This is a genomic window from Mesorhizobium sp. M0174 (genome assembly GCF_040322275.1).
In the GTDB taxonomy this organism is placed as follows: domain Bacteria; phylum Pseudomonadota; class Alphaproteobacteria; order Rhizobiales; family Rhizobiaceae; genus Mesorhizobium.
Window position 1 is genome coordinate 361,264 of sequence record NZ_JAMYTB010000003.1, and the last position, 23,361, is coordinate 384,624.

Annotated in this window: 23 protein-coding genes and 1 riboswitch; of the genes, 15 read left to right on the forward strand and 8 right to left on the reverse strand. The window is 65.6% G+C overall.

Going from position 1 to position 23,361, the window contains the following annotated elements; translation table 11 throughout:
* Positions 1-63 precede the first annotated feature (63 nt).
* The 7 genes from nuoF to NKJ13_RS08340 form a co-directional block, all read right to left on the reverse strand.
* Positions 64-1,368 (reverse strand): NADH-quinone oxidoreductase subunit NuoF, encoded by a 1,305-nt coding sequence (gene nuoF, locus NKJ13_RS08310; RefSeq protein ID WP_352505700.1) that lies wholly within the window; start codon positions 1,366-1,368, stop codon positions 64-66.
* A gap of 10 nt (positions 1,369-1,378) precedes the next feature.
* On the reverse strand, positions 1,379-2,440 hold the full coding sequence (gene nuoE / locus NKJ13_RS08315) for an NADH-quinone oxidoreductase subunit NuoE (protein WP_352777647.1): 1,062 nt from the start codon (positions 2,438-2,440) through the stop codon (positions 1,379-1,381).
* Positions 2,441-3,631, reverse strand: coding sequence for an NADH-quinone oxidoreductase subunit D (locus NKJ13_RS08320; protein WP_352738727.1), 1,191 nt, complete (start codon positions 3,629-3,631; stop codon positions 2,441-2,443).
* 66 nt (positions 3,632-3,697) lie between these two features.
* The gene (locus NKJ13_RS08325; protein ID WP_352505698.1) at positions 3,698-4,075 is read right to left on the reverse strand and encodes a four helix bundle protein; all 378 of its coding nucleotides are present in this window, start codon (positions 4,073-4,075) and stop codon (positions 3,698-3,700) included.
* Between the two features lie 28 nt (positions 4,076-4,103).
* Positions 4,104-4,706: an NADH-quinone oxidoreductase subunit C gene (locus NKJ13_RS08330; protein ID WP_352738729.1), complete on the reverse strand. Its 603-nt coding sequence runs from the start codon at positions 4,704-4,706 to the stop codon at positions 4,104-4,106.
* A gap of 5 nt (positions 4,707-4,711) precedes the next feature.
* Entirely contained in the window at positions 4,712-5,293 is a 582-nt protein-coding gene (locus NKJ13_RS08335; RefSeq protein ID WP_023670824.1) for a NuoB/complex I 20 kDa subunit family protein, read from the reverse strand.
* A complete protein-coding gene (locus NKJ13_RS08340; RefSeq protein ID WP_023720750.1) occupies positions 5,284-5,649 on the reverse strand; it encodes an NADH-quinone oxidoreductase subunit A in 366 nt (121 codons plus the stop codon). Before NKJ13_RS08340 ends, NKJ13_RS08335 begins: the two co-directional genes overlap by 10 nt.
* A 336-nt stretch (positions 5,650-5,985) precedes the next feature.
* Here NKJ13_RS08340 and NKJ13_RS08345 point away from each other — a divergent pair, with 336 nt between their 5' ends.
* The 8 genes from NKJ13_RS08345 to NKJ13_RS08380 all read left to right on the forward strand — a co-directional run bounded on the left by NKJ13_RS08345 (position 5,986) and on the right by NKJ13_RS08380 (position 16,241).
* Positions 5,986-7,185 (forward strand): winged helix-turn-helix domain-containing protein, encoded by a 1,200-nt coding sequence (locus NKJ13_RS08345; RefSeq protein WP_352738731.1) that lies wholly within the window; start codon positions 5,986-5,988, stop codon positions 7,183-7,185.
* Between the two features lie 29 nt (positions 7,186-7,214).
* Positions 7,215-7,418, forward strand: a riboswitch (cobalamin riboswitch).
* Between the two features lie 38 nt (positions 7,419-7,456).
* A complete protein-coding gene (locus NKJ13_RS08350) occupies positions 7,457-7,891 on the forward strand; it encodes a DUF1636 family protein (protein ID WP_352738733.1) in 435 nt (144 codons plus the stop codon).
* Positions 7,888-8,928, forward strand: coding sequence for a cobalamin biosynthesis protein CobW (gene cobW, locus NKJ13_RS08355; protein ID WP_352738735.1), 1,041 nt, complete (start codon positions 7,888-7,890; stop codon positions 8,926-8,928). Before NKJ13_RS08350 ends, cobW begins: the two co-directional genes overlap by 4 nt.
* Positions 8,929-8,946: 18 nt before the next feature.
* Positions 8,947-12,603, forward strand: a complete 3,657-nt coding sequence (locus tag NKJ13_RS08360) for a cobaltochelatase subunit CobN (protein WP_352777648.1) — start codon at positions 8,947-8,949, stop codon at positions 12,601-12,603.
* Positions 12,600-14,090 carry a precorrin-3B synthase gene (cobG, locus tag NKJ13_RS08365; RefSeq protein WP_352703627.1) on the forward strand — a complete coding sequence of 497 codons (1,491 nt, stop codon included), beginning with the start codon at positions 12,600-12,602 and terminating at the stop codon, positions 14,088-14,090. Before NKJ13_RS08360 ends, cobG begins: the two co-directional genes overlap by 4 nt.
* 2 nt (positions 14,091-14,092) lie before the next feature.
* A complete protein-coding gene (locus NKJ13_RS08370; RefSeq protein ID WP_352691660.1) occupies positions 14,093-14,725 on the forward strand; it encodes a precorrin-8X methylmutase in 633 nt (210 codons plus the stop codon).
* Complete coding sequence (locus NKJ13_RS08375) at positions 14,722-15,480, forward strand: precorrin-2 C(20)-methyltransferase (RefSeq protein WP_352691658.1); 759 nt, start codon at positions 14,722-14,724, stop codon at positions 15,478-15,480. Before NKJ13_RS08370 ends, NKJ13_RS08375 begins: the two co-directional genes overlap by 4 nt.
* Entirely contained in the window at positions 15,477-16,241 is a 765-nt protein-coding gene (locus tag NKJ13_RS08380) for a precorrin-3B C(17)-methyltransferase (RefSeq protein WP_352691656.1), read from the forward strand. The genes NKJ13_RS08375 and NKJ13_RS08380 overlap by 4 nt, the downstream gene beginning before the upstream one ends.
* Here the strand turns inward: NKJ13_RS08380 and NKJ13_RS08385 are convergent.
* Complete coding sequence (locus NKJ13_RS08385; RefSeq protein WP_352777651.1) at positions 16,205-16,987, reverse strand: cobalt-precorrin-6A reductase; 783 nt, start codon at positions 16,985-16,987, stop codon at positions 16,205-16,207. The genes NKJ13_RS08380 and NKJ13_RS08385 overlap by 37 nt on opposite strands.
* Before the next feature lies 1 nt (position 16,988).
* Here NKJ13_RS08385 and cbiE point away from each other — a divergent pair, with 1 nt between their 5' ends.
* Genes cbiE through cobT form a run of 7 tightly spaced genes read left to right on the forward strand, consistent with a single transcriptional unit; the run spans position 16,989 to position 23,274 of the window.
* Positions 16,989-18,230 carry a precorrin-6y C5,15-methyltransferase (decarboxylating) subunit CbiE gene (gene cbiE, locus NKJ13_RS08390; protein ID WP_352738738.1) on the forward strand — a complete coding sequence of 414 codons (1,242 nt, stop codon included), beginning with the start codon at positions 16,989-16,991 and terminating at the stop codon, positions 18,228-18,230.
* Positions 18,227-18,607 (forward strand): cobalamin biosynthesis protein, encoded by a 381-nt coding sequence (locus NKJ13_RS08395; protein ID WP_254818091.1) that lies wholly within the window; start codon positions 18,227-18,229, stop codon positions 18,605-18,607. Before cbiE ends, NKJ13_RS08395 begins: the two co-directional genes overlap by 4 nt.
* Positions 18,604-19,368, forward strand: coding sequence for a precorrin-4 C(11)-methyltransferase (cobM, locus tag NKJ13_RS08400; RefSeq protein ID WP_352691652.1), 765 nt, complete (start codon positions 18,604-18,606; stop codon positions 19,366-19,368). The genes NKJ13_RS08395 and cobM overlap by 4 nt, the downstream gene beginning before the upstream one ends.
* On the forward strand, positions 19,365-20,171 hold the full coding sequence (cobA, locus tag NKJ13_RS08405; protein ID WP_352738740.1) for a uroporphyrinogen-III C-methyltransferase: 807 nt from the start codon (positions 19,365-19,367) through the stop codon (positions 20,169-20,171). The genes cobM and cobA overlap by 4 nt, the downstream gene beginning before the upstream one ends.
* Entirely contained in the window at positions 20,168-21,481 is a 1,314-nt protein-coding gene (locus NKJ13_RS08410; RefSeq protein WP_352738742.1) for a cobyrinic acid a,c-diamide synthase CobB, read from the forward strand. Before cobA ends, NKJ13_RS08410 begins: the two co-directional genes overlap by 4 nt.
* Positions 21,478-22,239 (forward strand): adenosylcobinamide-GDP ribazoletransferase, encoded by a 762-nt coding sequence (gene cobS, locus NKJ13_RS08415; RefSeq protein ID WP_254818087.1) that lies wholly within the window; start codon positions 21,478-21,480, stop codon positions 22,237-22,239. The genes NKJ13_RS08410 and cobS overlap by 4 nt, the downstream gene beginning before the upstream one ends.
* A gap of 24 nt (positions 22,240-22,263) precedes the next feature.
* Positions 22,264-23,274: a nicotinate-nucleotide--dimethylbenzimidazole phosphoribosyltransferase gene (gene cobT / locus NKJ13_RS08420; RefSeq protein WP_254818086.1), complete on the forward strand. Its 1,011-nt coding sequence runs from the start codon at positions 22,264-22,266 to the stop codon at positions 23,272-23,274.
* The last annotated feature ends 87 nt before the right edge of the window (positions 23,275-23,361 follow it).

Genomic DNA, 23,361 nt, shown 5'->3' on the forward strand with positions numbered 1-23,361 from the left:
GTTTCCGTCTGCCCCGCGCTCGTTTCCTCGTTTCGGGCATTCGCCCGCATTTTTTGAATTCTTCTATTCCGCCGCCGCCAGCACCGGTTCGGCGCGGTGTGCGTTGCGCGAGAACTCGTCGATGCGCCGCTCCACCTCGCCGCGGAAATGCCGCATCAGGCCCTGGATCGGCCATGCCGCCGCATCGCCCAGAGCGCAGATCGTGTGGCCCTCGACCTGCTTGGTCACGTCGAGCAGCATGTCGATCTCGCGCTTCTGCGCCTCGCCGCGCACCAGCCGTTCCATCACCCGCCACATCCAGCCCGTGCCCTCACGGCAGGGCGTGCACTGGCCGCAGCTCTCATGCTTGTAGAAGTAGGACAGCCGCGCGATCGCTTTCACGATATCGGTCGATTTGTCCATGACGATGACAGCCGCGGTGCCGAGGCCCGATTTCAGGTCGCGCAGCGCATCGAAATCCATCGGCGCGTCGATGATCTGCTCGGCCGGCACCAACGGCACCGAGGCGCCGCCCGGAATGACCGCCAGCAGATTGTCCCAGCCGCCGCGGATGCCGCCGCAATGCGTCTCGATCAGTTCGCGGAACGGGATCGACATCGCCTCTTCGACGGTGCACGGATTGTTGACGTGGCCGGAGATGCAGAACAGCTTGGTGCCGGCATTGTTGGGCCGGCCGAAGGACGAGAACCAGGCCGCACCGCGGCGCAGAATGGTTGGCGCCACGGCGATGGACTCGACGTTGTTGACCGTCGTCGGGCAGCCATAGAGGCCGACATTGGCCGGAAACGGCGGCTTCAGCCGCGGCTGGCCTTTCTTGCCTTCGAGGCTTTCGAGCAGCGCCGTTTCCTCGCCACAGATATAGGCGCCGGCGCCATGGTGCATGTAGATGTCGAAATCGTAGCCGGAGGTATTGTTCTTGCCGATCAGCTTGGCCGCATAGGCCTCGTCGATGGCGAGTTGCAGCGCCTCGCGCTCGCGGATGAACTCGCCGCGCACGTAGATGTAGGCGGCGACCGCGCCCATGGCGAAGCCGGCGATCAGGCAGCCCTCGACCAGCGTATGCGGATCGTGGCGCAATATATCGCGGTCCTTGCAGGTGCCGGGTTCGGACTCGTCGGCATTGACGACGAGATAACTCGGCCGGCCGTCGCTCTGCTTGGGCATGAACGACCATTTGAGCCCGGTCGGGAAGCCGGCGCCGCCGCGGCCGCGCAGGCCCGATGCCTTCATCTCGTTGACGATCCACTCGCGCCCCTTGGCGATGATGCCGGGCGTGTTGTCCCAGGCGCCGCGCGCCATGGCGCCGGCCAGCGACTTGTCGAAGCGGCCGTAGATGTTGTTGAAGATGCGGTCTCTGTCCTGAAGCATTGCTCGTTCCTCAGACCGGCTTCTTGCCGGTCGGCCGGCTCTTGTTTCCGGGCGACGGCTTGGCCGCTTCGGCGGCAGCCTTCGCTGGTTTAACCTTGGCCTCCGGCGCTTTGAAAGCAGACGCCGGCTCGGCCTTGTTCTTGGAGCCTTTGCGCTGTTTCGAGACGTCCTCGACCTGCGGCTCGGCCTTGTTGGCATTGGCGGCCGAATGCAGAGGCGCTGCAATGCTCGCCGCCTTCTCCGCCGCGGGCGCGACTTTTGTCGCCGACGGCGATTTCAGCGCCGGGCTGGTCTCGACCGCATCGGTCTTCGGCTTGCTGGCATTCGAGGGCGCAACTGGCGCCGGTGCAGGCGCGGCAGCAGGCGGAACCGGCGCTGCGGCGGCGGCCACCGGCGCCGTTTCCTTGGCGGCCTTGGTTGCCGCCCTGGCTTCCCGGTCGCGGGTCGCCTTGAGGATCGCCTTTTCACTCTTAAGGGTCGTCAGGCCACTGGCCGGCTCAGAGGTGATGCGGCCGTTTTGCGGTCCCGGTTTCACCGCGGCGCCCTTGCCTGCGTCATAGAGGTCGATGATCTCGGCAAGCCGCTCCGGCGTCAAATCCTCATAGGTGTCCTTGAATATCATCACCATCGGCGCGTTGACGCAGGCGCCGAGGCATTCGACCTCCTCCCACGACAGCGTGCCTTTGTCGTTGGTGTGGAACTGGTCGTGATGGATCTTCGAGCGGCACACATCCATCAGCGCTTCCGAGCCGCGCAGCATGCAGGGCGTGGTGCCGCAGACCTGGATATGGGCGCGGCTGCCGACCGGATTGAGCTGGTATTGCGTATAGAAGGTGGCGACTTCCAGCCCTCTGATATAGGGCATGCCGAGCATGTCGGCGATCGCCTCGATCGCCGCCTTGGTCACCCAGCCTTCCTGCTCCTGCGCCAGCATGAGCAAGGGAATGATCGCGGATTGCTCGCGCCCCTTCGGATATTTCTTGATCCACTGCTTCGCCGCTGCCGCATTCGCCCGGTTGAAGGCGAAGGAGGCTGGCTGGAGGCTGGCTTCTGCGAGACGGCGGACTGACATTTAGCGATCGACCTCACCAAACACGATGTCGAGGGAGCCGAGAACGGCGGTGACGTCGGCCAACATGTGGCCGCGGCACAAAAAGTCCATGGCTTGCAGATGCGCAAAGCCCGGCGCGCGCAGCTTGCAGCGGTAGGGCTTGTTGGTGCCGTCGGAGACGAGATAGACGCCGAACTCGCCCTTCGGAGCCTCGACCGCGGCATAGACCTCGCCGGCCGGAACGCGGTAGCCTTCGGTGTAGAGCTTGAAGTGATGGATCAGCGCTTCCATCGAGCGCTTCATCGCCGCGCGCTTCGGCGGCACCACCTTGCCGTCGAGGTTCGACACCGGCCCGCCGCCCTCCTTGCCGAGCAACAGGTCGACGCACTGGCGCATGATTTTCGCCGACTGCCGCATCTCTTCCATGCGCACCAGATAACGGTCGAAACAGTCGCCGTTCTTGCCGACCGGAATGTCGAAATCCAGCTCGGCATAGCATTCGTAGGGTTGCGATTTGCGCAGGTCCCACGGCGCACCCGAGCCGCGCACCATGACGCCTGAAAAACCCCAGGCCCAGGCGTCCGCCAGGGAGACGGTGGCAATGTCGACATTTCGCTGCTTGAAGATGCGATTGCCGGTCAAAAGCGCGTCAAGGTCGTCGATCGACTTCAGGAACGGGTCGATCCACTTGCCGATGTCCTCGATCAGCTTCTTCGGCAGGTCCTGATGCACACCGCCCGGCCGGAAATAGGCCGCATGCATGCGCGAGCCACTGGCACGCTCATAGAACACCATCAGCTTTTCGCGCTCGACGAAGCCCCACAGCGGCGGCGTCAGCGCGCCGACATCCATCGCCTGCGTCGTCACATTGAGGATGTGCGACATGATGCGGCCGATCTCAGAGTAGAGAACTCGAATAAGCTGCCCGCGCTTCGGCACCTCGATGCCGAGCAGCCGCTCGGCTGCGAGCGCAAAGGCATGCTCCTGGTTCATCGGCGCGCAATAGTCGAGCCGGTCGAGATAAGGCACCGCCTGCAGATAAGTCTTGTGCTCGATCAGCTTTTCCGTGCCGCGATGCAACAGTCCGATATGCGGATCGACCCGGTCGACGACCTCGCCGTCGAGCTCCAGCACGAGGCGCAAAACGCCGTGCGCCGCAGGGTGTTGCGGGCCGAAATTGATGTTGAAGTTGCGGACGGAGGTTTCAGCCATGGAGGCGCCTCTGGCGAAGAGTCAGTAGTGAGTAGTGAGTAGTGATCATCAACCTCAATGCCTGCTTCATTCCGCCTGCTTGGCCTGCACCGTCCGGATAAGAGATCTCGTCATTTTTCCAATCTCTTCGCATCGCAGTAGCAGTTCAATCTCATCGTCTTTTCGTAGCAGCCCAACCCGGCATGCCAGCAAAATGTGCGTTTCCAGTTCCTTCAACGAACCTTGCGCCATGCGCAAAAATTGAACGAACGAACCTCTGTTTTCTCGACCGTATCCCTCCGCGACGTTGGCTGCGATCGAAACCGCCGATCGGCGCATCTGCGAGGTCATGCCGTAGATCTCCTCCTTCGGAAACCCTTTACTGATGCGGTAACAGTCTTCAGCAAGCACCATCGCCGATTGCCACACCTTCAGGTCGCGATAAGATTCGATCCTTTTTTCCAATTCCTACTCACTACTCACTACTCACTACTCACTGTTTCGCCTTCTCGTCCCCCGGCAGAACATAATCCGTGCCTTCCCATGGGGACAGAAAATCGAAATTGCGGAATTCCTGCTTGAGCTCCACCGGCTCGTAGATGACGCGCTTGGCTTCGTCGTCGTAGCGCACCTCGACGAAGCCGGTCAGCGGAAAGTCCTTGCGCAGCGGATGGCCTTCGAAGCCGTAGTCGGTCAGAATCCGCCGCAGATCGGGATGACCCGAAAACAGCACGCCGTAGAGATCGTAGGTTTCGCGTTCGAACCAGTCGGCGCCGGGATATATGCCCGTGATTGACGGCACCAGCGTCTCTTCGCCGGCCTGGACCTTGATGCGGATGCGGATATTCTGCCTCGGCGACAGCAAATGATAGACGACGTCGAAGCGCTTTGCCCGCGACGGATAATCGGCGCCGCAGACATCAATGATCGAGATGAACTGGCATTTCGGGTCGTCGCGCAGGAAGGTCACTACCTCGATCAGGTCGCGCGGTTCGACCGAGATGGTGAGTTCGCCGTAGGCAAACACCACCTCGCCGATCCGGCCGGCCAGCTTCTCGCCGAGATAGGTCGAGAGGTCATTCAACGCCTGGGTCATGCCGCTCACCGCTCGATCGTGCCGGTGCGGCGGATCTTCTTCTGCAGGAGAAGGATGCCGTAGAGCAGCGCTTCGGCGCTCGGCGGGCAGCCGGGCACGTAGATGTCGACCGGCACGATGCGGTCGCAGCCGCGCACCACCGAATAGGAATAATGATAATAGCCGCCGCCATTGGCGCAGGAGCCCATCGAGATGACGTAGCGCGGCTCCGGCATCTGATCGTAGACCTTGCGCAGCGCCGGCGCCATCTTGTTGGTCAGCGTGCCGGCAACGATCATGATGTCGGACTGACGCGGAGACGCGCGCGGCGCGACACCGAACCTCTCGGAGTCATAGCGCGGCATCGAGGTATGGATCATCTCGACCGCGCAGCAGGCGAGACCGAAGGTCATGAACATCAGCGAGCCGCTGCGCGCCCAGGTGATCAGCGCCTCGGTCGAGGTGACGAGAAAGCCCTTGTCGGCGAGCTCGTTGTTGATCTCCAGGAAGAACGGATCGTCGGACCCCACCGGCCTGCCGGTGTTGGGGTCGATGAGGCCCTTGGGCTTCGGCGCGACGAGCGTGCCGGAACTGTCGTTCAATCCCATTCCAGCGCTCCTTTTTTCCATTCATAGGCAAAGCCGATGGTCAGCACCGCCAAAAACACCATCATCGACCAGAAGCCGAGCATGCCGATCTGGCTGAACGACACCGCCCAAGGAAACAGGAAGGCTACCTCCAGATCGAAGATGATGAACAGGATCGACACCAGGTAGAAGCGGATGTCGAACTTCATGCGCGCATCGTCGAACGAGTTGAAGCCGCATTCATAGGCCGAAAGCTTTTCCGGATCGGGGTTGCGGTAGGCCACTAGGAAGGGTGCGGCAAGCAGCGCCAGCCCGACCACCAGCGCCACGCCGATGAACAGGACGATGGGCAGGTACGAACCTAAAAGTGCGTTCATGCTGCAGTTTCCGTTGGCGGCCAATCCACTCTGATTACAGCACCGGACCCACTTGCGGAAGCGTGACAGTTTAACCACTGAACCGTTTTAAGGGGGCTCTATGCTGCAACGCGGCGAGGGTTAGCGCAGCGCTTTCGGCGAAGCAAGTCAAACCTTGTTCAAATCGCGGTACTGGGCGGCATATCCGGGAAAACTGGTCAGATCCGCTCCTGTTTGATTTCTTTCACTTTTCACTCCACTTTTCTCTCCTAACATGGATGCCGCCAAAACCCTGCTAGCATGGCGCGGAATCGCAGATTCTCTGCTCTGTCCGGCATCATCAGGATACCCGCATTGATGAAGGAAAAAATCTCACTTCGCATGGCCCGCCGCATCGCGCTGGCGGCACAGGGATTCAATGACCCCCGACCCGCCGGTACACCCGACCGCCGACATCTGGCCCGCGTGCTTGCCCGTACCGGCCTGCTGCAGATCGATTCCGTCAGCGCCGTGGTGCGCGCCCACTACATGCCGCTCTATTCGCGGCTTGGCCCCTACAAGCTGGCGCTGCTCGACGACGCCGCCATAACGCGCAAGCGCATGGTCTTTGAATATTGGGCGCACGAAGCCTCCTTCCTGCCGGTCGAGACCTATCCGCTGATGCGCTGGCGCATGCAGCGGGCCGAGCGCGGCGAGGAAATGTACAGCGGACTGGCCAAATGGGGCCGCGAGCACGCCGCCTATATCGAAGACATCTATCGCGAGGTCGCCGAACGAGGCCCGATCGCGGCGTCGGCTTTCGAAGGCCAGAAGGGTTCGGGCGGCTGGTGGGGCTGGAGCCATGCCAAGCACGCCTTCGAATGGCTGTTCTGGGCCGGCCGCATCACCACCGCGCATCGCCGCGGCTTCGAACGGTTCTACGATCTGCCGGAGCGCGTACTGCCGCCCGCGATACTCGCTCTACCGGTTCCCTGCCCCGAGGACGCCCACCGCGAATTGCTGCGCATCTCCGCCCGCGCCCATGGCGTCGCCACGGCAGGCGACCTGCGCGACTATTTCCGCCTCTCGCCCGCCGATATTAAGGGCCGCATCGAGGAGCTGGTCGAGGCTGGCGAGCTGTTGCCGGTGAGCGTCGACGGCTGGAGCAAAACAGCCTATCTCCACAAGAACGTCCGTTTGCCGCGCAGGATCGAGGCGCGCGCCTTGCTTGCGCCGTTCGATCCCGTGGTCTTCGAGCGGTCGCGCACCGAGCGATTGTTCGACTTCCACTACCGCATCGAGATCTACACGCCGGCCGAAAAGCGCCGGTATGGCTATTATGTGCTGCCGTTCCTGCTCGGCGACAGCCTCGTCGGGCGCGTCGACCTCAGGGCCGACCGTCCGGCCGGCGTATTGCGCGTCCATGCCGCCTATGCGGAGCCCGGCGCCCCGCCACAAACCGCTGCCGAACTCTTCGAGGAATTGAAGCAGATGCAGGGCTGGCTCGGGCTTGAGCGCATCGAGGTGACGGCTGCCGGCGACCTTGGCCGGCCGCTCGCAGATATCGCCGCGTCATAGACGTGCGTTGACACGACTGCCTCCACAAGCCTAAATCCGTTCCAGACGGTCCCCTGCCCGCAACGGCAGGGGCCAAGAGGGAATGCGGTGCGAAATCTCGATTTCAAATCCGCGGCTGTCCCCGCAACTGTAAGCGACGAGCCAAGGCCGAAAACCACTGGGATATTCCCGGGAAGGCGGCACCAAGGCGATGACCCGCGAGCCAGGAGACCTGCCGTCTAGGACATAAGAATCCGATCGCCTGGCGGGTTTTCCGGGCAAGGAGCCTGATTTGGAACGCGACAGCAGTTTTTCGGCTGAGACAGCGGATTTATTGTCCGGCCCTGACGATTCCCTGGCCGGCGTTACCGTCATCGTCTGCTCTTCCTGCCGTGACGAGACCGGTTCGGACGCTCATCCCCGCGCCGGCGAACTGCTCGCCGAGGACACGCGCCGCGCCGCTTCCGGCGAAAACATCAAAATCCGCACCGTCGAATGCCTCGGCAATTGCAAGCGCCGGCTCAGCGCCGCCATGCTGCGCGGCGGCTGCTGGAGTTACGTCTTCGGCGACCAGACCGCGACCAGCGGCGCCGATCTCGTGACCGGCGCAAAGCTGTTCGCCACCTCGACGGATGGGCTCATTCCGTGGCGCGGCCGTCCCGATTGTCTGAAGCGCGGTCTGGTTGCCCGCATCCCTCCCCTCGACCTTTTGAAGGACTTGATATGACCGCTGCCTCCCTTTCGCGCGTCCCCTGCACCGTCGTTACCGGCTTTCTCGGCGCCGGCAAGACGACATTGATCCGCCATTTGCTCGAAAACGCCAAAGGCAAGCGGCTGGCCATCATCGTCAACGAGTTCGGCGACATCGGCATCGACGGCGAGATCCTGAAGGGCTGCGGCATCGACACCTGCCCCGAGGAAAACATTGTCGAGCTGGCCAATGGCTGCATCTGCTGCACCGTCGCCGACGATTTCGTCCCGGCGCTCGACCAGATCCTGTCGCTGATGCCGAGGGTCGACCATATCCTGATCGAGACGTCCGGGCTGGCCCTGCCCAAGCCGCTGGTCCAGGCCTTCCAGTGGCCGTCGGTCAAGAGCCGGGTGACCGTCGATGGCGTTATCGCCGTCGTCGACGGACCGGCGCTGGCTGATGGCCGCGTCGCCAACGACATGGACGCCCTGCAGGCGCAGCGCACGCAGGACGAGACGCTCGAACACGACGATCCGGTCGAGGAAGTATTCGAGGACCAGCTCGCTTGCGCCGACCTGATCATCCTGTCGAAGAGCGACCTGATGGACGCAGCCGGCTCGGCCCGTGCCAATGCCGTCATCGGCAAGCATGTTGCGCGGGCGGTGAAGATCGTGCCGACTTCGCAAGGCAAGGTCGATCCGTCGGTGCTGCTCGGCCTCGGCCTCGCCGTCGAGGACGACATCGAGAACCGCAAGACCCATCACGACGACGAGCTCGACCACGAACATGACGATTTTGACTCGTTCGTCATCGACATCGCGTCCGTGTCCAACCCGGACGAGCTCGCACAACGCGTCGCCACGGCGGCGGCGGAGGAAAACGTGTTGCGCGTCAAGGGCTTCGTCGAGGTTGGCGGCAAGCCGATGCGGCTCCTGCTGCAGGCCGTCGGCCCGCGCGTCAACCATTATTACGACCGCGCCTGGACGGCTGAAGACGATCGCCGCTCGCGCCTTGTCGTCATCGGCCTGAAAGGGCTGAACCGCCCGGCGATAGAGCGTATCCTCGCCGGCTGACCCCAGGTACGAGCCGCGATGCACATCCTCACCACCACATCCGCCTCGCTCGACGATCTCGCCGAGCCTGTCGATCTCAGGCAAACGCCTGCGGATGTCGTGGCCCTGTCCTTCACCGACAGCGACCTGGCCGGGCTGGCGGCGGCGTGGAAGGCGGATGCGGACCGCCTGCCCTCGATGCGGCTCGCCGCCTTGCGCGACCTGCGCCATCCGATGTCCGTCGACCTCTGGACCGAGAGCGTCGCCCGCCACGCCAAGGTCATTCTGGTCCGCATTCTCGGCGGCTACGAGTGGTGGCGCTATGGCTGCGACCAGCTCGCCGTTATCGCGCGAAATCGCGGTATCAAGCTGGCGCTCCTACCGGGCGAGAGCCACGACGAGGATTTGCGACTGATCGAAGGCTCGACGCTGCCGCGCGAGGAGTTGGACGCCCTGCTGGGCTATTTTCGCGAGGGCGGGCCGGCAAATATGACGGCGCTGGTGCAGAGGCTGGCAAGTCTCGCTGGATCGGGTGCGGCGGTAGCCGAACCTGTTAGCGTGCCAAAGGCGGGATTTTACGAGCCGGGGCTGGGGGTCGTCCCCCTCCCCCTCGAGGGGAGGGTCCGGCCGAAGGCCGAGGGTGGGGTCCTCTCCGAAGCGTGCCAACACTTTGAAGCGCGCCGACAGAAAAAAATGTCGAGCACTGCCGCAACGACCCCACCCGGCCCTTCGGGCCACCCTCCCCTCGAGGGGGATGGGGACGTCGTGCCAATTCTCTTCTACCGTTCGATGCTGCTCGCCGCCGACGTCGCGCCCATCGACGCACTTTTCGAAGCGCTGAGCGCGCGCGGCATGGCTCCCGTGCCTATCTTCGTCTCCAGCCTCAAGGACCCGGCCTCACTCGCCTTTGTTGAAACCGCGCTTGCAACGCTGAAGCCTGCCGCCATCATCACTGCCACAGCTTTCGCCTCCGGGGCCGAGCCGGGCGTTGAAACCCTGTTCGACCGCGCCGGCGTGCCGGTGTTCCAGGTCATCGTCGCAACCACCCGCCGCGACATCTGGCAAACCAATCAGCGCGGCCTGGCGCCGGCCGACCTTGTTATGCATGTCGTCCTGCCCGAGCTCGACGGCCGCATCCTGGCCGGCGCCATTTCCTTCAAGGGCGAAAGCGAAACCGATCCTGCATTGGCCTTCCGCGCCTTCGCCAACCGGCCAGAGCCCGACCGCGTCGCGCAAGTGGCGAACCGTATCGAGGCATTCGTGCGCCTGCAGCGGACGCCGCGCGCGGAACGCAAGCTCGCCATCCTGATCCCCGACTATCCGAGCGCCCCCGGTCGCACCGGCTACGCCGTCGGCCTCGACGTGCCGTCCAGCGTGCTGGCAATGCTGCACGACCTGAGCGAACAGGGCTACGCCGTTGAAAGGATTCCGCAAACGCCAAGGGAGTTGTTGGATTTGCTGGAACGGGGCAATGGTGGGCTGAGACTGGACGATTATCTCGCTCTTTCTGCAGAGTTACCGACTGCGGCACTCGCTGCCGTGGAGGCGGCATGGGGTAAGGCGGAAGATGAGACAGGTTCGCGCGAGGCGCCCCCCTCTGTCCTGCCGGACATCTCCCCCTCAAGGGGGGAGATTGGCCGTTTCGCCGACGGCACCCGTTCTGCAACCTCAGTGATTGGCGAAACCGGCAATGAGAGCGCAACCTCCCCCCTTGCGGGGGAGATGTCCGGCAGGACAGAGGGGGGTGTTCAAGCGCCTGCCGTCGCCAAATTCCGCTTCCGCACGGCCACGTTCGGCAACATCACCGTGGCGCTCGCCCCCGATCGCGGGCGCTCAGTCGACCGCCGCGCCGACTATCACGACCCGACATTGCCGCCGCGCCATGCGCTGGTCGCCTTTGGCCTCTGGCTGCGCCAGTCGCTCGGCATCCATGCAATTGTCCATGTCGGCGCCCACGGCACGTTGGAATGGCTGCCCGGCAAGACCGTTGCGCTCAGCGAAAACTGCTTTCCCGAAATCGTCACCGGCGCCCTGCCCGTCGTCTACCCCTTCATCGTCTCCAACCCCGGCGAGGCAGCGCAAGCCAAGCGGCGCGTTGCCGCCGTCACGCTTGGCCATCTGCCGCCGCCGCTGACCGGCGCCGGGCTGGACGAAAACCAGCACAGGCTCGAACGACTGGTCGACGAATATGCCCAGGCCGACGGGCTCGACCGCCGCCGCCGCGACCGCCTGGCGAAGCTGATAGTCGAAACGGCGGAAAAGACCGGCCTCGCCTCAGAGGCTGGTGTCGCCAGGACCGACGTAGCCGACGAGGCTTTGCGCCGCATCGACGCCTGGCTCTGCGATCTCAAGGATTTCGCCATCAAGGACGGCCTGCACATTTACGGCCGCTCGCCGGAAGGCGAAGCTGATCCGGTACGGCGGCAAAGTGCGGCAGCTGAAAAAACCGCGCTGCTTGCCGCCCTCGACGGCCGCCACGTCGCTGCCGGTCCGGCCGGCGCGCCGGCGCGTGGCCGGAGCGATGTGCTGCCCACCGGCCGCAATTTGTTTACCGCCGACCCGCGCACCATGCCGACGCCGACCGCCTATGATCTGGGTAAGGCGGCAGCGGAAGAAGTCGTCCGCAACTACATGCAATCGCATGGCGACTGGCCGCGCTCGCTGGTCATCGACCTCTGGGGGTCGGCCTCGCTGCGCACCGGCGGCGAGGAGATCGCGCAAGGCCTGGCGCTGATGGGCTGCCGGCCGCAATGGGATTCAGCCACCGGCCGCATCACCGGCATCGAGGTGCTGCCGCCGGCAACGCTCGGCCGCCCGCGCGTCGACGTCACCTGGCGCATATCGGGCCTGTTCCGCGATATGTTCCCGACCCAGATCGCGCTGATCGACGCCGCGGCCAACGCCGTGGCGACCCGCGACGAGCACGATTCGGAAAACCCGCTGGCGGCCAGGACCCGCATCGACGGCAAGATCAGCCCGCGCATTTTCGGCACTTCGCCCGGCACTTACGGCGCCGGCGTCGAGGACATGTTGTCGAGCGGCGACTGGTCGGCGCGCGAAGAGATCGGCCGCGCCTATCTCGACGCCACTTCGCATGCCTATGGCGGCGCCGAGGGCGAAGGCATTTCGGCGCCTGGCGCGTTTGAGGGTCGCATCGCTGAGGCCGACCTTCTGGTTCATACCGGCGACGACCCCGGCCGCGACATCCTCGAAGGCTCGGCCGACGTCGCCTTTATCGGCGGCTTTTCGGCAGCGCTTGCCGCGCTCGGCAAGAACGCCGACGTGATCGTGCTCGACACCACGGACCCGCAAAAGCCCAAGCCGCGCTCGGTTGGTGAGGCCGTATCCCGGGTAGTTCGCGCCCGCGCGGTCAACCCGCGCTTCATCGCCGGCCAGATGCGGCACGGGCCGCGCGGCGCCTCGGAATTCGCCGAGACGGTCGACCGGCTGGTCGGCTTTGCCGAGACTACCCATGCCATATCAGGCACGCTGATCGAGGCCGTGCACGACGCCTATCTCGGCGACCCCGTGGTGCGCGCCTTCATCCTGCGCGAGAACCCGGCGGCGGCGAAGGTGATTGCCGAGCGTTTGCTGTCAGCACGGCGGCGCGGGCTCTGGCATCCGCTGCGCAACTCGATCGATAACGATCTCGCCGCACTGATTGCCGAAGCGCAAGCTCTGGGAGTGGCGGCATGAACGCTTTCTCGCGCCGTGGCGCCTGCCCTGCCTTGTCCGCGCCGATGCAAACCGGCGACGGGCTGCTGGTGCGGCTCAATCCGGTCGCTGGAGGACTGTTGCCGAAGTCGTTGATCGGACTCTGCGAATCCGCCTTGCGCCATGGCAACGGCATCATGGAAGTGACCGCCCGCGGCGGCCTGCAGATACGCGGCCTGACGCACGAAAGCGCCCGGCTACTGGCGATGGAGGTCGATGCGCTCGGCATCGCCGTGCGCACCGGCGTGCCGGTCGAGACCGGCCCACTGGCCGGGCTCGACCCGGAGGAGATAGCCGACCCGCGCCCGATGGCGGAGCGGATTCGGGTGGCGATTGAAGAGGCTGGTCTGACGGCAAGGCTCGGTCCGAAGGTTTCAGTCGTCATCGACGGCGGCGGGCAACTGACGATGGATGCGGTAGTGGCCGATGTACGACTGGCTGCGATCAGAACCGACGCGGGCGTCGGCTGGCGGATAGCTGTTGCTGGTGACGGGCAGAATGTCAGGCCTCTCGCCATGATCGAGAAAGATGCTGCCCGTGATATCGCCGTCGCGATTCTCAGGATGGTCGCCGAAAAAGGCCGCGAAGCTCATGCAAGGGATTTGACGGAACGGCAGCGTAGATCACTCGCAAGCTGGCATTCCTTCGCGCCCCCCTCTGTCCTGCCGGACATCTCCCCCTCTAGGGGGGAGATCGGCAGTTCCGCCGACGGCCGTACTTCTGCTGCCTCGGTATTCGGCGCGACTTCGGCGATTAGCGAAGGCGGAGACCAAGGCGCAATCTCCCCCCTAGAGGGGGAGATGTCCGGCAGGACAGAGGGGGGCGCCGCCGAACGCTTTCGCCCGCCCATTGGTATCTTCAACCTGAGCAACGGCCGTGCCCTCGGCATCGGCCTGCCCTTCGGCAGCATGCCCGCGCAAAAACTCATCGGCCTCACGCAAGAAGCCATCGCCCTGGGCGTCACCGAAATCCGTCTCGCTCCAAGCCGCGCGCTGCTTTTCATCGGCCTGCCACCGGCCGCCTGCCCCCAGCTGCACCAAGCCGCCGCAACCCTCGGCTTTGTCACCGACGCAGCCGATCCGCGCACGAAAATCGCCGCCTGCCCTGGCGCACCCGCCTGTGCCTCCGGCCGCATCGCTACCCGCGACATCGCCGAGATCATCGCTACAGAAAACCGCGACATCCTCGATTCCTCGCTGACGCTGCACATCTCCGGCTGCGCCAAGGGCTGCGCCCATCCCGGTCCGGCGAAGCTGACCCTGGTCGGTGGCGAAAACGGAGCCGGGCTTGTCGTGGACGGGACGGCAAAGGCATTGCCCGCCGGATACAGGCCGGGCTACGACGCCGCGCACGGCATCGGCCGCGTTGCAGCGGCGATCCGCAGCGCAAGACATCCCGGCGAAACCGCTGCCGCCTGCCTAGCGAGGCTCGGCACGGCGGGCGTCGTCAAAGCTTACCGACAGGAATGAACATGACCGCCTACGACTACATCCATGACGGCACGGCGATCTATGAGCGCTCCTTCGCCATCATCCGCGCCGAGGCCGACCTGTCGCGCTTTTCCGAAGCCGAGGCCGACGTCGCTATCCGCATGATCCATGCATGCGGCCAGGTCGAGGCCGCGCGGCACTTCGTTTTCTCGACCGATTTCGTCGCCGCCGCGCGCACAGCGTTGGGCGCCGGCGCGCCGATCTTCTGCGACGCGCAGATGGTCTCGCACGGCGTCACGCGCGCCCGGCTGCCTGCCGGCAACGAGGTAATCTGCACGCTGCGCGATCCGCGGACCGCCGACATCGCGAAAAAGATCGGCAACACCCGCTCGGCCGCGGCGATCGACCTGTGGGGCGAGCGCATGGCCGGTTCGGTCGTCGCCATCGGCAATGCGCCGACCGCCCTGTTTTATCTGCTGGAAAAGCTGCGCGACGGCGCGCCGAGGCCGGCGGCGATTATCGGCATGCCGGTCGGGTTTGTCGGTGCCGCCGAATCGAAAGATGCGCTGGCCGAAAATTGCTATGGCGTGCCTTACGCCATCGTGCGCGGCCGGCTGGGCGGCAGCGCCATGACCGCCGCCGCCCTCAATGCATTGGCGAGGCCGGGCCTATGAACGTGATCGCAAAAGGTCGACTGGTCGGCGTCGGCACCGGTCCCGGCGACCCCGACCTGCTGACGCTGAAGGCGGTGCGTGCGCTGGCCGAGGCCGATGTCGTTGCGCATTTCGCCAAGCGCGGCAACAACAGCAATGCGCGCGCCATCGTCGGTGCCCATTTTCGCCCCGATTTGATTGAACTGCCGCTGCTCTATCCGGTGACAACCGAAATCGACAAGGATCACAGCGATTACCGCTCGCAGATCACCGATTTCTATGAGCAATCGGCCGAAAAGGTCGCCGAGCACCTCAGCGCCGGCAGGATGGTCGCGGTGCTCTCGGAGGGCGACCCGCTTTTCTACGGCTCCTACATGCATCTTCATGTCCGGCTGGCGCACCGCTTTCCGACCGAAGTCATCCCGGGCGTCACCGCCATGTCCGGCTGCTGGTCGGCGACCGGCCTGCCGATCGTCCAGGGCGACGACGTGCTGACGGTGCTGCCGGGCACGATGAGCGAATTCGAGCTGACGCGTCGCCTCGCCGACACCGACGCTGCGGTGATCATGAAGGTCGGCCGCAACCTGCCCAAGATCAGGCGCGCGCTGGAGGCAACCGACAAACTGGCGCGGGCCGTCTACGTCGAGCGCGGCACCATGCCGGGCGGCGTCTCGATGCGGCTGGCCGATAAAAAGGACGACCAGGCGCCCTATTTCGCCATCGTTCTGGTGGCCGGCTGGTCGGGCCGGCCAAGCGCATTGAGAGCCGAAGCATGAGCGGCCGCCTCACCGTCATCGGCCTCGGGCCCGGCAACGCCGACCAGGTGACGCCGGAAGCCAGCCGCGCCGTTGGCGAGGCAAAATTCTTCTATGGCTACAAGCCTTATCTCGACCGGCTAGATCTGCGCCCCGAGCAGACCCGCGTCGCTTCCGATAATCGCGAGGAACTCGCGCGCGCCAGGGACGCGCTGCTGAAGGCTGCGGAAGGCCACGATGTCGCCGTCGTGTCGGGCGGCGATCCCGGCGTCTTCGCCATGGCGGCGGCCGTCTGCGAGGCGATCGAGGCGGGCCCACCCGAATGGCGCACGGTCGACATCGCTATCGTGCCCGGCATTACCGCCATGCTCGCCGTCGCCGCCCGCATCGGCGCGCCGCTCGGCCATGATTTCTGCGCCATCTCGTTGTCCGACAATCTGAAGCCGTGGGATTTGATCGAGCTGCGCCTACTTGCGGCGGCGGGCGCCGGCTTCGTCATCGCGCTCTACAATCCGATCAGCAAGGCACGCCCCTGGCAGCTTGGCCGCGCGTTCGAATGCCTGACGGCGATCCTGCCCGGCACCACGCCGGTGATCTTTGGCCGTGCCGCCGGCCGTCCCGACGAGCGCATCGAGGTTTTTCTGCTGGCCGACGCCGATGCCGCGAAGGCTGACATGGCCACCTGCATCATCATCGGCTCGCCGGAAACCAGGATCATCAAGCGGCGTGACAAGGCCGCGCTGGTCTACACGCCGCGTTCGGCAGCGGGCCCAAGAACATGACCGACCAGAAAATGATCGACCATAGCGGCAAGCGATTCGATGGTTTCGGCCGACGTAACGTCCGGCAACGCCGGCCTACGGATCATGATCACCTCGACACCGAGCGCCCGCGCCGCCGCGATCTTGCCGTAGGTCGCCTCGCCGCCGCTGTTTTTGGAAACAACGACTTCGATGCCACGGCTTTCGAGCAGCGCGCGCTCATCGACCTCATGAAACGGCCCGCGCGCCAAGAGATAGGCCGCGTCGGGCACAGCGAGCCTGGGCTCGACCGGGTCGACACTGCGAACGAGATAATGATGCCGGGGAGCTGCCTCGAAGGCAGCGACCTCCTGCCGCCCGAGCGCCAGGAACACACGGCGCGGCACCGATCCCAAAGCCGTCACCGCGCTGGCAACGGTGTCGACCAACGTCCAGCGATCACCTTCGACCGCCTCCCATCCGGGACGCCTGAGCGCAACGATAGGCACGCCGGTCATGCGCGCTGCTTCCGCCGCATTGGCGGAGATTTGCGCCGCATAGGGATGCGTGGCGTCAATCAGCAGGTCGATCTTGTTCTGGCGGAGATACGCCGCCAGCCCGCCGGCACCGCCGAAGCCGCCGACCCGCACCGGCACCCCCTGCGCGGCCGGGTTTTCGGTACGACCGGCCAGCGACAGCATGACCGAAATATCCGCGCGCGCGGCAAGCTTGCCGGCCAGTTGCCGTGCTTCGGTGGTTCCGCCGAGGATCAGAATGCGGTGGGTCATTATGCCTGCTGAAGCTCCGCGCGGCGCCAAGCTCACCTCAAAGTGGCTTACGATCGTCGGCATCGGCGAGGACGGTGTAGCGGGTCTCGGCGACGAGGCCAAGCGGTTGATCGCTGAGGCCGAGTTCGTCTTCGGCGGCAAGCGCCACCTCGCCCTTGTCGCATCACTGATCAAAGGTGAAGCGCGCGCCTGGCCGACGCCCTTCGATGCCGAGATGCGCGACGTGCTGGCGCTCTCCGGCAGACGCGTCTGCGTGCTGGCCTCCGGCGATCCCTTCTACCACGGTGCCGGCGTCACCCTCGCCCGCAAGGTCGCGGCAGAGGATATGCGGGTGATCCCCGCGCCCTCGGCCTTTTCGCTGGCCGCCTCACGCCTGGGCTGGGCGCTGCAGGACGTCGAGACCATTTCGCTGCATGGCCGCTCGCTCGACCTGATCCGGCCGTTGCTGCATCCTTGCACCCGCATTCTCGCGCTGACCTCGGACAGCGATGCACCGGGAGCGATTGCCCGTCTCATTATCGAACTTGGCTTCGGCGCTTCGCGGTTGACGGTGCTGGAGGCGCTGGGTGGGCCGAACGAAAGGCTGCGCTCGGCGAGCGCCGGCACCTTCGACCTCGCAAAGATCAATCCGCTCAACGTGCTCGCGATCGAAGTTGAATCGACTCCGCAAGCACCCATCCTGCCGCTGACAGCGGGACTTGCCGATCGTTTGTTCGAGCATGACGGCCAGATCACCAAGCGCGAAGTGCGCGCCGTCACCCTGTCCGCTCTCGCGCCAAGGCGCGGCGAACTGCTGTGGGACATCGGCGCCGGATCGGGCTCCATCGGCATCGAATGGATGCTGGCCCATCCTTCCATGCGTGCCATCGCCGTTGAGGCCGATCCGGCCCGCGCCGTCCGCATCCGACGTAACGCCGCGGCCTGCGGCGTTCCCGGTCTCGCCGTCGTTGAAGGTTCCGCACCGCAAGCTCTTGCTGGGCTGGAAACGCCGGCAGCGATCTTCATCGGCGGCGGCGGCAGCGATGCCGGCGTGCTGGAAAGAGCCATCGATGCCTTACCTGCCGGCGGCCGCCTAGTCGCCAACGCAGTGACCCTGGAGATGGAGGCACTGCTGCTTTCCCGTCACGCTGCGCTCGGAGGCGAGCTTACCCGGATCGCTATATCCCGTGCTTCGCCGGTTGGTTCGATGCAGGCCTGGCGGCCGGCTGTGCCGGTCACCCAATGGAGTTGGGCCAAGCCATGATGGTCGCGGGCATCGGCAGCCGCAAAGGTGTCAGCGCACGCGACGTGCTTGCTGCGGTAGAAACCGCACTGGAGGCGCACGGGCTTGCCCTGCCCGCGCTTTCAGCCCTCGCGACCGCGTCTCTCAAGCAGGATGAAGCGGCAATCTTCGCCGCCGGACGTGAACTGCGCCTCCCGGTGATCGTTGTCGAGCAGGACGAACTCAAAGCTGCATCTACGACCAGCCACTCCGACCTATCACAGGAGCATGCCGGCACGCCGTCTGTTTCCGAAGCCTCGGCGCTTGCCGCCGCCGGCAAAGGCGCAAAGCTGCTCGGGCCGCGCACGGTGCTCGGTGCTGTCACCTGCGCCATCGCCATCAGCGGAGATGCGGCATGACCGTCCATTTCATCGGTGCCGGCCCGGGTGCTGCCGACCTGATCACCTTGCGCGGCAGCCGCCTGCTCGGCAGTTGTCCCGTCTGCCTCTATGCCGGATCGATCGTCGCGCCGGAGCTGTTGCAGCACTGCGCGCCCGGAACGAGGTTGATCGACACCGCGCCGATGTCACTCGACGAGATCGAGGCCGAATATGTGGCCGCCCACGCGGCCGGCCATGATGTCGCCCGCCTGCATTCCGGTGATCTGTCGGTCTGGAGCGCAGTTGCCGAGCAGATCCGCCGGCTGGAAAAGCACGGCATCCCTTATACACTGACGCCGGGCGTGCCGTCCTTCGCCGCTGCGGCGGCAGCGCTGCGCCGCGAGCTGACCATTCCAGAAGTCGCGCAAAGCCTGGTGCTGACCCGCATCTCCGGCCGCGCCTCGAAAATGCCGCCCGGCGAAACGCTGGCCGGCTTCGGCCGCACCGGCGCCACGCTGGCCATCCACCTTGCCATCCACGCCATCGACCGCGTCGTCGCCGAGCTGACGCCGCATTACGGCGCCGACTGCCCGGTCGCGGTCGTCTTCCGTGCCTCCTGGCCGGACGAGCGCGTGCTGACCGGCACGCTGGCCACCATCGAGGCGCAATTGGCCGCCGATCCGATGGAGCGCACGGCAATCATCTTCGTCGGCCGCTCGCTGGCGGCGGAAGGCTTTGGCGAAAGTTCACTGTATGACGCGCACTACCAGCGGCGCTTTCGCGGACGGGACGGATTGTGAGCGGCAGCAATAGAAACACTACGGTCGAGCAGGCGCTCACCCGGCTGAACTTCAAACCGCGCCAGCTGGAGCCCGGTCATGTCTGGCTGGCCGGTGCCGGCCCTGGCGATCCCGGCTGCCTGACGCTGGAAGTGCTGGCCGCCCTCGGACAGTGCGACGCGCTGGTTTATGACGCGCTGGTCTCGCCCGCGGTCGTCGCCGTCGCTGAGGGCGCGGAACTGTTCTATGCCGGCAAGCGCGGTGGCAAGCCATCGATGAAGCAGGACGACATTACCGCTCTTCTGGTTCGGCTGGCGCGCGCGGGCCGGCGCGTCGTCAGGCTGAAGGGGGGCGACCCCTATATTTTCGGGCGTGGCGGCGAAGAGGCGCTGGCGCTGGCCGGGAAAACCATCCCGTTCCGCATCCTGCCTGGCCTGACGTCCGGCCTCAGCGCGCTGGCCGCCACCGGCATTCCCGGCACCATGCGCGGCATCAACAAGGCGCTGATCCTGGCGACCGGTCACGCCGCCGGCACCGATGACGATCTCGACTGGGCGGCCATCGCCCGTACCGGCCAGCCGGTGGTCATCTATATGGGCATGGCCAATCTGCCGCTGATCGCCGCCTCGCTGCTCGAGGGCGGGCTGGCGCCTTCGACGCCCGCCGCGGTGATTGTCGCTGCGACGACACCGCAGGAACGGATCGTCGTCGCCACGCTCGCCACCATTGCGGAAGAGGCAGCGGCCGCCGGTCTGACCTCGCCGGCGCTGATCGTCGTCGGGGGTATTGTCGCTATGCGTGCGGCACTGGCGGGCGAGCCATGACCCGCGCCATCATCATCGGCGCGCCGCGCTCGGGCTCGGGCAAGACCAGCGTCACCATCGGCATTCTGCGCGCGCTCGCCCGGCGCGGCCTGAAGGTGCGCGGCGCCAAGTCCGGCCCGGACTATATCGATCCCGGCTTCCACACCGCCGCCACAGGCTTATCCGGCATCAACCTCGACAGCTGGGCAATGCCGCCCGCCCTGCTTAACGCACTGGCCGGCGAAGCGACCGAAGATGCCGATCTTATCTTCCTCGAAAGCGCCATGGGCCTGTTCGACGGGATTCCGGCTGCTCCGGGCCGCACCGGCTCGGCCGCCGACCTTGCCCGACTTTATGGCTTGCCGGTGCTGCTGGTGCTCGACGTTTCCGGCCAGTCGACCACGGCGGCGGCCGTTGCCAAGGGCTTTACTACTTATGACCCGGATGTGCGCATGGCCGGTGCCGTGCTCAACCGATTGGGCAGTGAACGCCACCGCCGACTGTGCGGCGATGCCATCGAAGCGCTCGGCTTGCCTGTCGTCGGCGCTATCCTGCGCGATCCCTCGCTCAACCTGCCCGAGCGCCATCTCGGCCTCGTCCAGGCCGGCGAATATGAGAATCTGATGGCGCATCTCGACCGGCTGGCCGATATGGTCGAGCGCTCGCTCGACCTCGACGCCATCATGGCTCTGGCGGCGCCATTCACGCCCGCGCCTGGCAATTTCGGCGACGCGCTGCCGCCCCCCGGCCAGCGCATTGCACTCGCCGAGGACGCCGCCTTTACCTTCCTCTATCCGCACGTTGCCGCGCATTGGCGCAAGGCCGGCGCCGAGATCGTCCCATTCTCGCCGCTCGCCGATGAAGCGCCCGGCGACAATTGCGATGTCTGCTGGCTGCCCGGCGGCTATCCCGAGCTCCACGCCGGCCGCCTCGCCGCCGCTGCGAATTTCAGGGCGGGCATGGCGAGGTTCGCCGCCACGCGGCCGGTGCATGGCGAGTGCGGCGGCTTCATGGTGCTGGGCGAAGCGCTCGAGGACGCATCGGGCGAGACGCATCGGATGCTTGGCCTGCTCGGCCATTCGACCAGCTTCGCCAAGCGCAAGATGAATCTCGGCTACCGCGAGGCGCGGCTGCGGTCCGGCTGTCCGCTCGGCAGCCAAGGCACGCTGATCCGCGGCCATGAGTTCCACTACGCGCAGATGGTTGCGACCGGCAATGACGGGCCGCTGGCCGATCTCGCCGACGGGCAAGGCAACCCGCTCGGCGCCTCCGGCTACCGGCGCGGCAATGTCAGCGGCACGTTCTTCCATGCCATTGCGAGGGCCGGATGAAGGCCTCGCAACAGCAAATTCTCGATGATATCGCGCTTTGCCTCGTCTTCTTTACCCGGCTGCCGCTGCCGCGAGCCGACTTCCGTGGCCGAAGCCTTGCCGCTGCGATCTGGGCTGCACCGGTCGCCGGTCTCGCCGTCGCTATGGCCGGTGCGCTGGCCTGCGCCGTCGGCACGACGCTGGGCCTAGCCGGAGGTCCTGCTGCAGCGTTCGCCCTTGCCGCGATCTTGCTTGTCACCGGCTGCCTGCATGAGGACGCGCTGTCGGATGTTGCTGATGGTTTTGGCGGCGGCAAGACCCGCGACAGGAAACTGGAGATCATGCGTGACAGCCGCATCGGTGCCTACGGCGCCTGCGCGCTCGGCATCTCGCTGTTGATCCGCTGGAGCGCGCTCTCAGAACTCGCCGGCCCGGCTCATGTCTTCTGGGCCCTCATTGCCGCGCATGCCGCCTCGCGCGGCCTGCTCGGCGCCTTCATGCACCTGCTGCAGCCGGCCCGCAGCGACGGCCTTTCGGCCGAAGCGGGGACCGTCTCGGCTAAAACAGCTGGCATCGGTGCCGTACTCGGTGCGGTCGCACTGCTGACGCTTGGGTTCGGCGCTGCCGTTTTCGCGATCATCCTGCTCGGTCTGTCATTCGCCGCCTTCCGCGCGCTTTGCCTCAACCAGATCGGCGGCCAGACCGGCGACACCGTCGGCGCCCTTCAGCAGCTGGGCGAGATCGCAATCCTGCTCGTCGCTTCCATTTCCCTTTCCTGACTCTGTTTCGGAGATTTTGCCCCCATGCCTTTCAAATCGCTCGATGAACTGCGCGCCGCCTGCCTCGGCCTGCCCATTGGCAGCGACGCCGCGGCCAATGCCGTCGCCCGCCGCCAGGACACGCTGACCAAGCCCCAAGGCAGCCTTGGCCGGCTGGAGACAATAGTCGCCTGGCTGGCGCGCTGGCAGGGCCGCGACATGCCAAAGCTCGACCGTGTCAAGGTCTTCGTCTTCGCCGGCAATCACGGCGTCACCGCGCAAGGCGTGTCGGCCTTCCCGTCGGAGGTCACCGTGCAGATGGTGGCGAATTTCGCCGGCGGCGGCGCCGCCATCAACCAGCTTGCCCGCATCGCCGGCGCGGAGCTAGACGTCATCCCGCTTGATCTGGATCATCCGACCGGCGATATCACGCAAGAGCCGGCGATGGACGACGAGGCCTTCCTCGCCGCTGTCTCGGCCGGCTACGACGCGGTCAGCAAGGACCTCGACCTCGTCTGCTTCGGCGAAATGGGCATCGGCAACACCACGCCGGCGGCGGCCATCTCAACCGCGCTGTTCGGCGGCGGCGCCGAACGATGGACTGGGCGCGGCACCGGCGTCGACGATGCCGGCCTCGTGCGCAAGATCGTCGCCATCGAGGCCGGCCTGAAGCGCCACGCCCCGGCGCTGGCCGATCCGCTGAAGGTAGCGGCGGCCCTCGGCGGCCGCGAGCTTGCGGCGATCTTGGGCGCAACGCTGGCTGCGCGTCATCTCGGCGTGCCGGTATTGCTCGACGGCTTCGTCTGCACCGCCGCAGCGGCACCTTTGGCAGCGCTGCACCCTGCTGGCCTCGCCCACACGCTGGCAGCCCATGTCTCGGCCGAATCCGGCCACCGTCGTCTATTGGAGGCGCTCGGCCTGCCGCCCTTGCTCGACCTCGGCATGCGGCTCGGCGAAGGCTCCGGCGCCTGCCTCGCCGTCAACGTCGTCCGCTCGGCACTCGAATGCCATGCCAGGATGGCAAGTTTTGCGGAGGCTGGTGTTTCGGAGAAGTAATCGGATACGGCCTATGAACTCGATCCACTAAGTATGAACTCGATCCACTAAGGCAGCAGCTTCCGTTCGCGATGATTCTCAGATAAT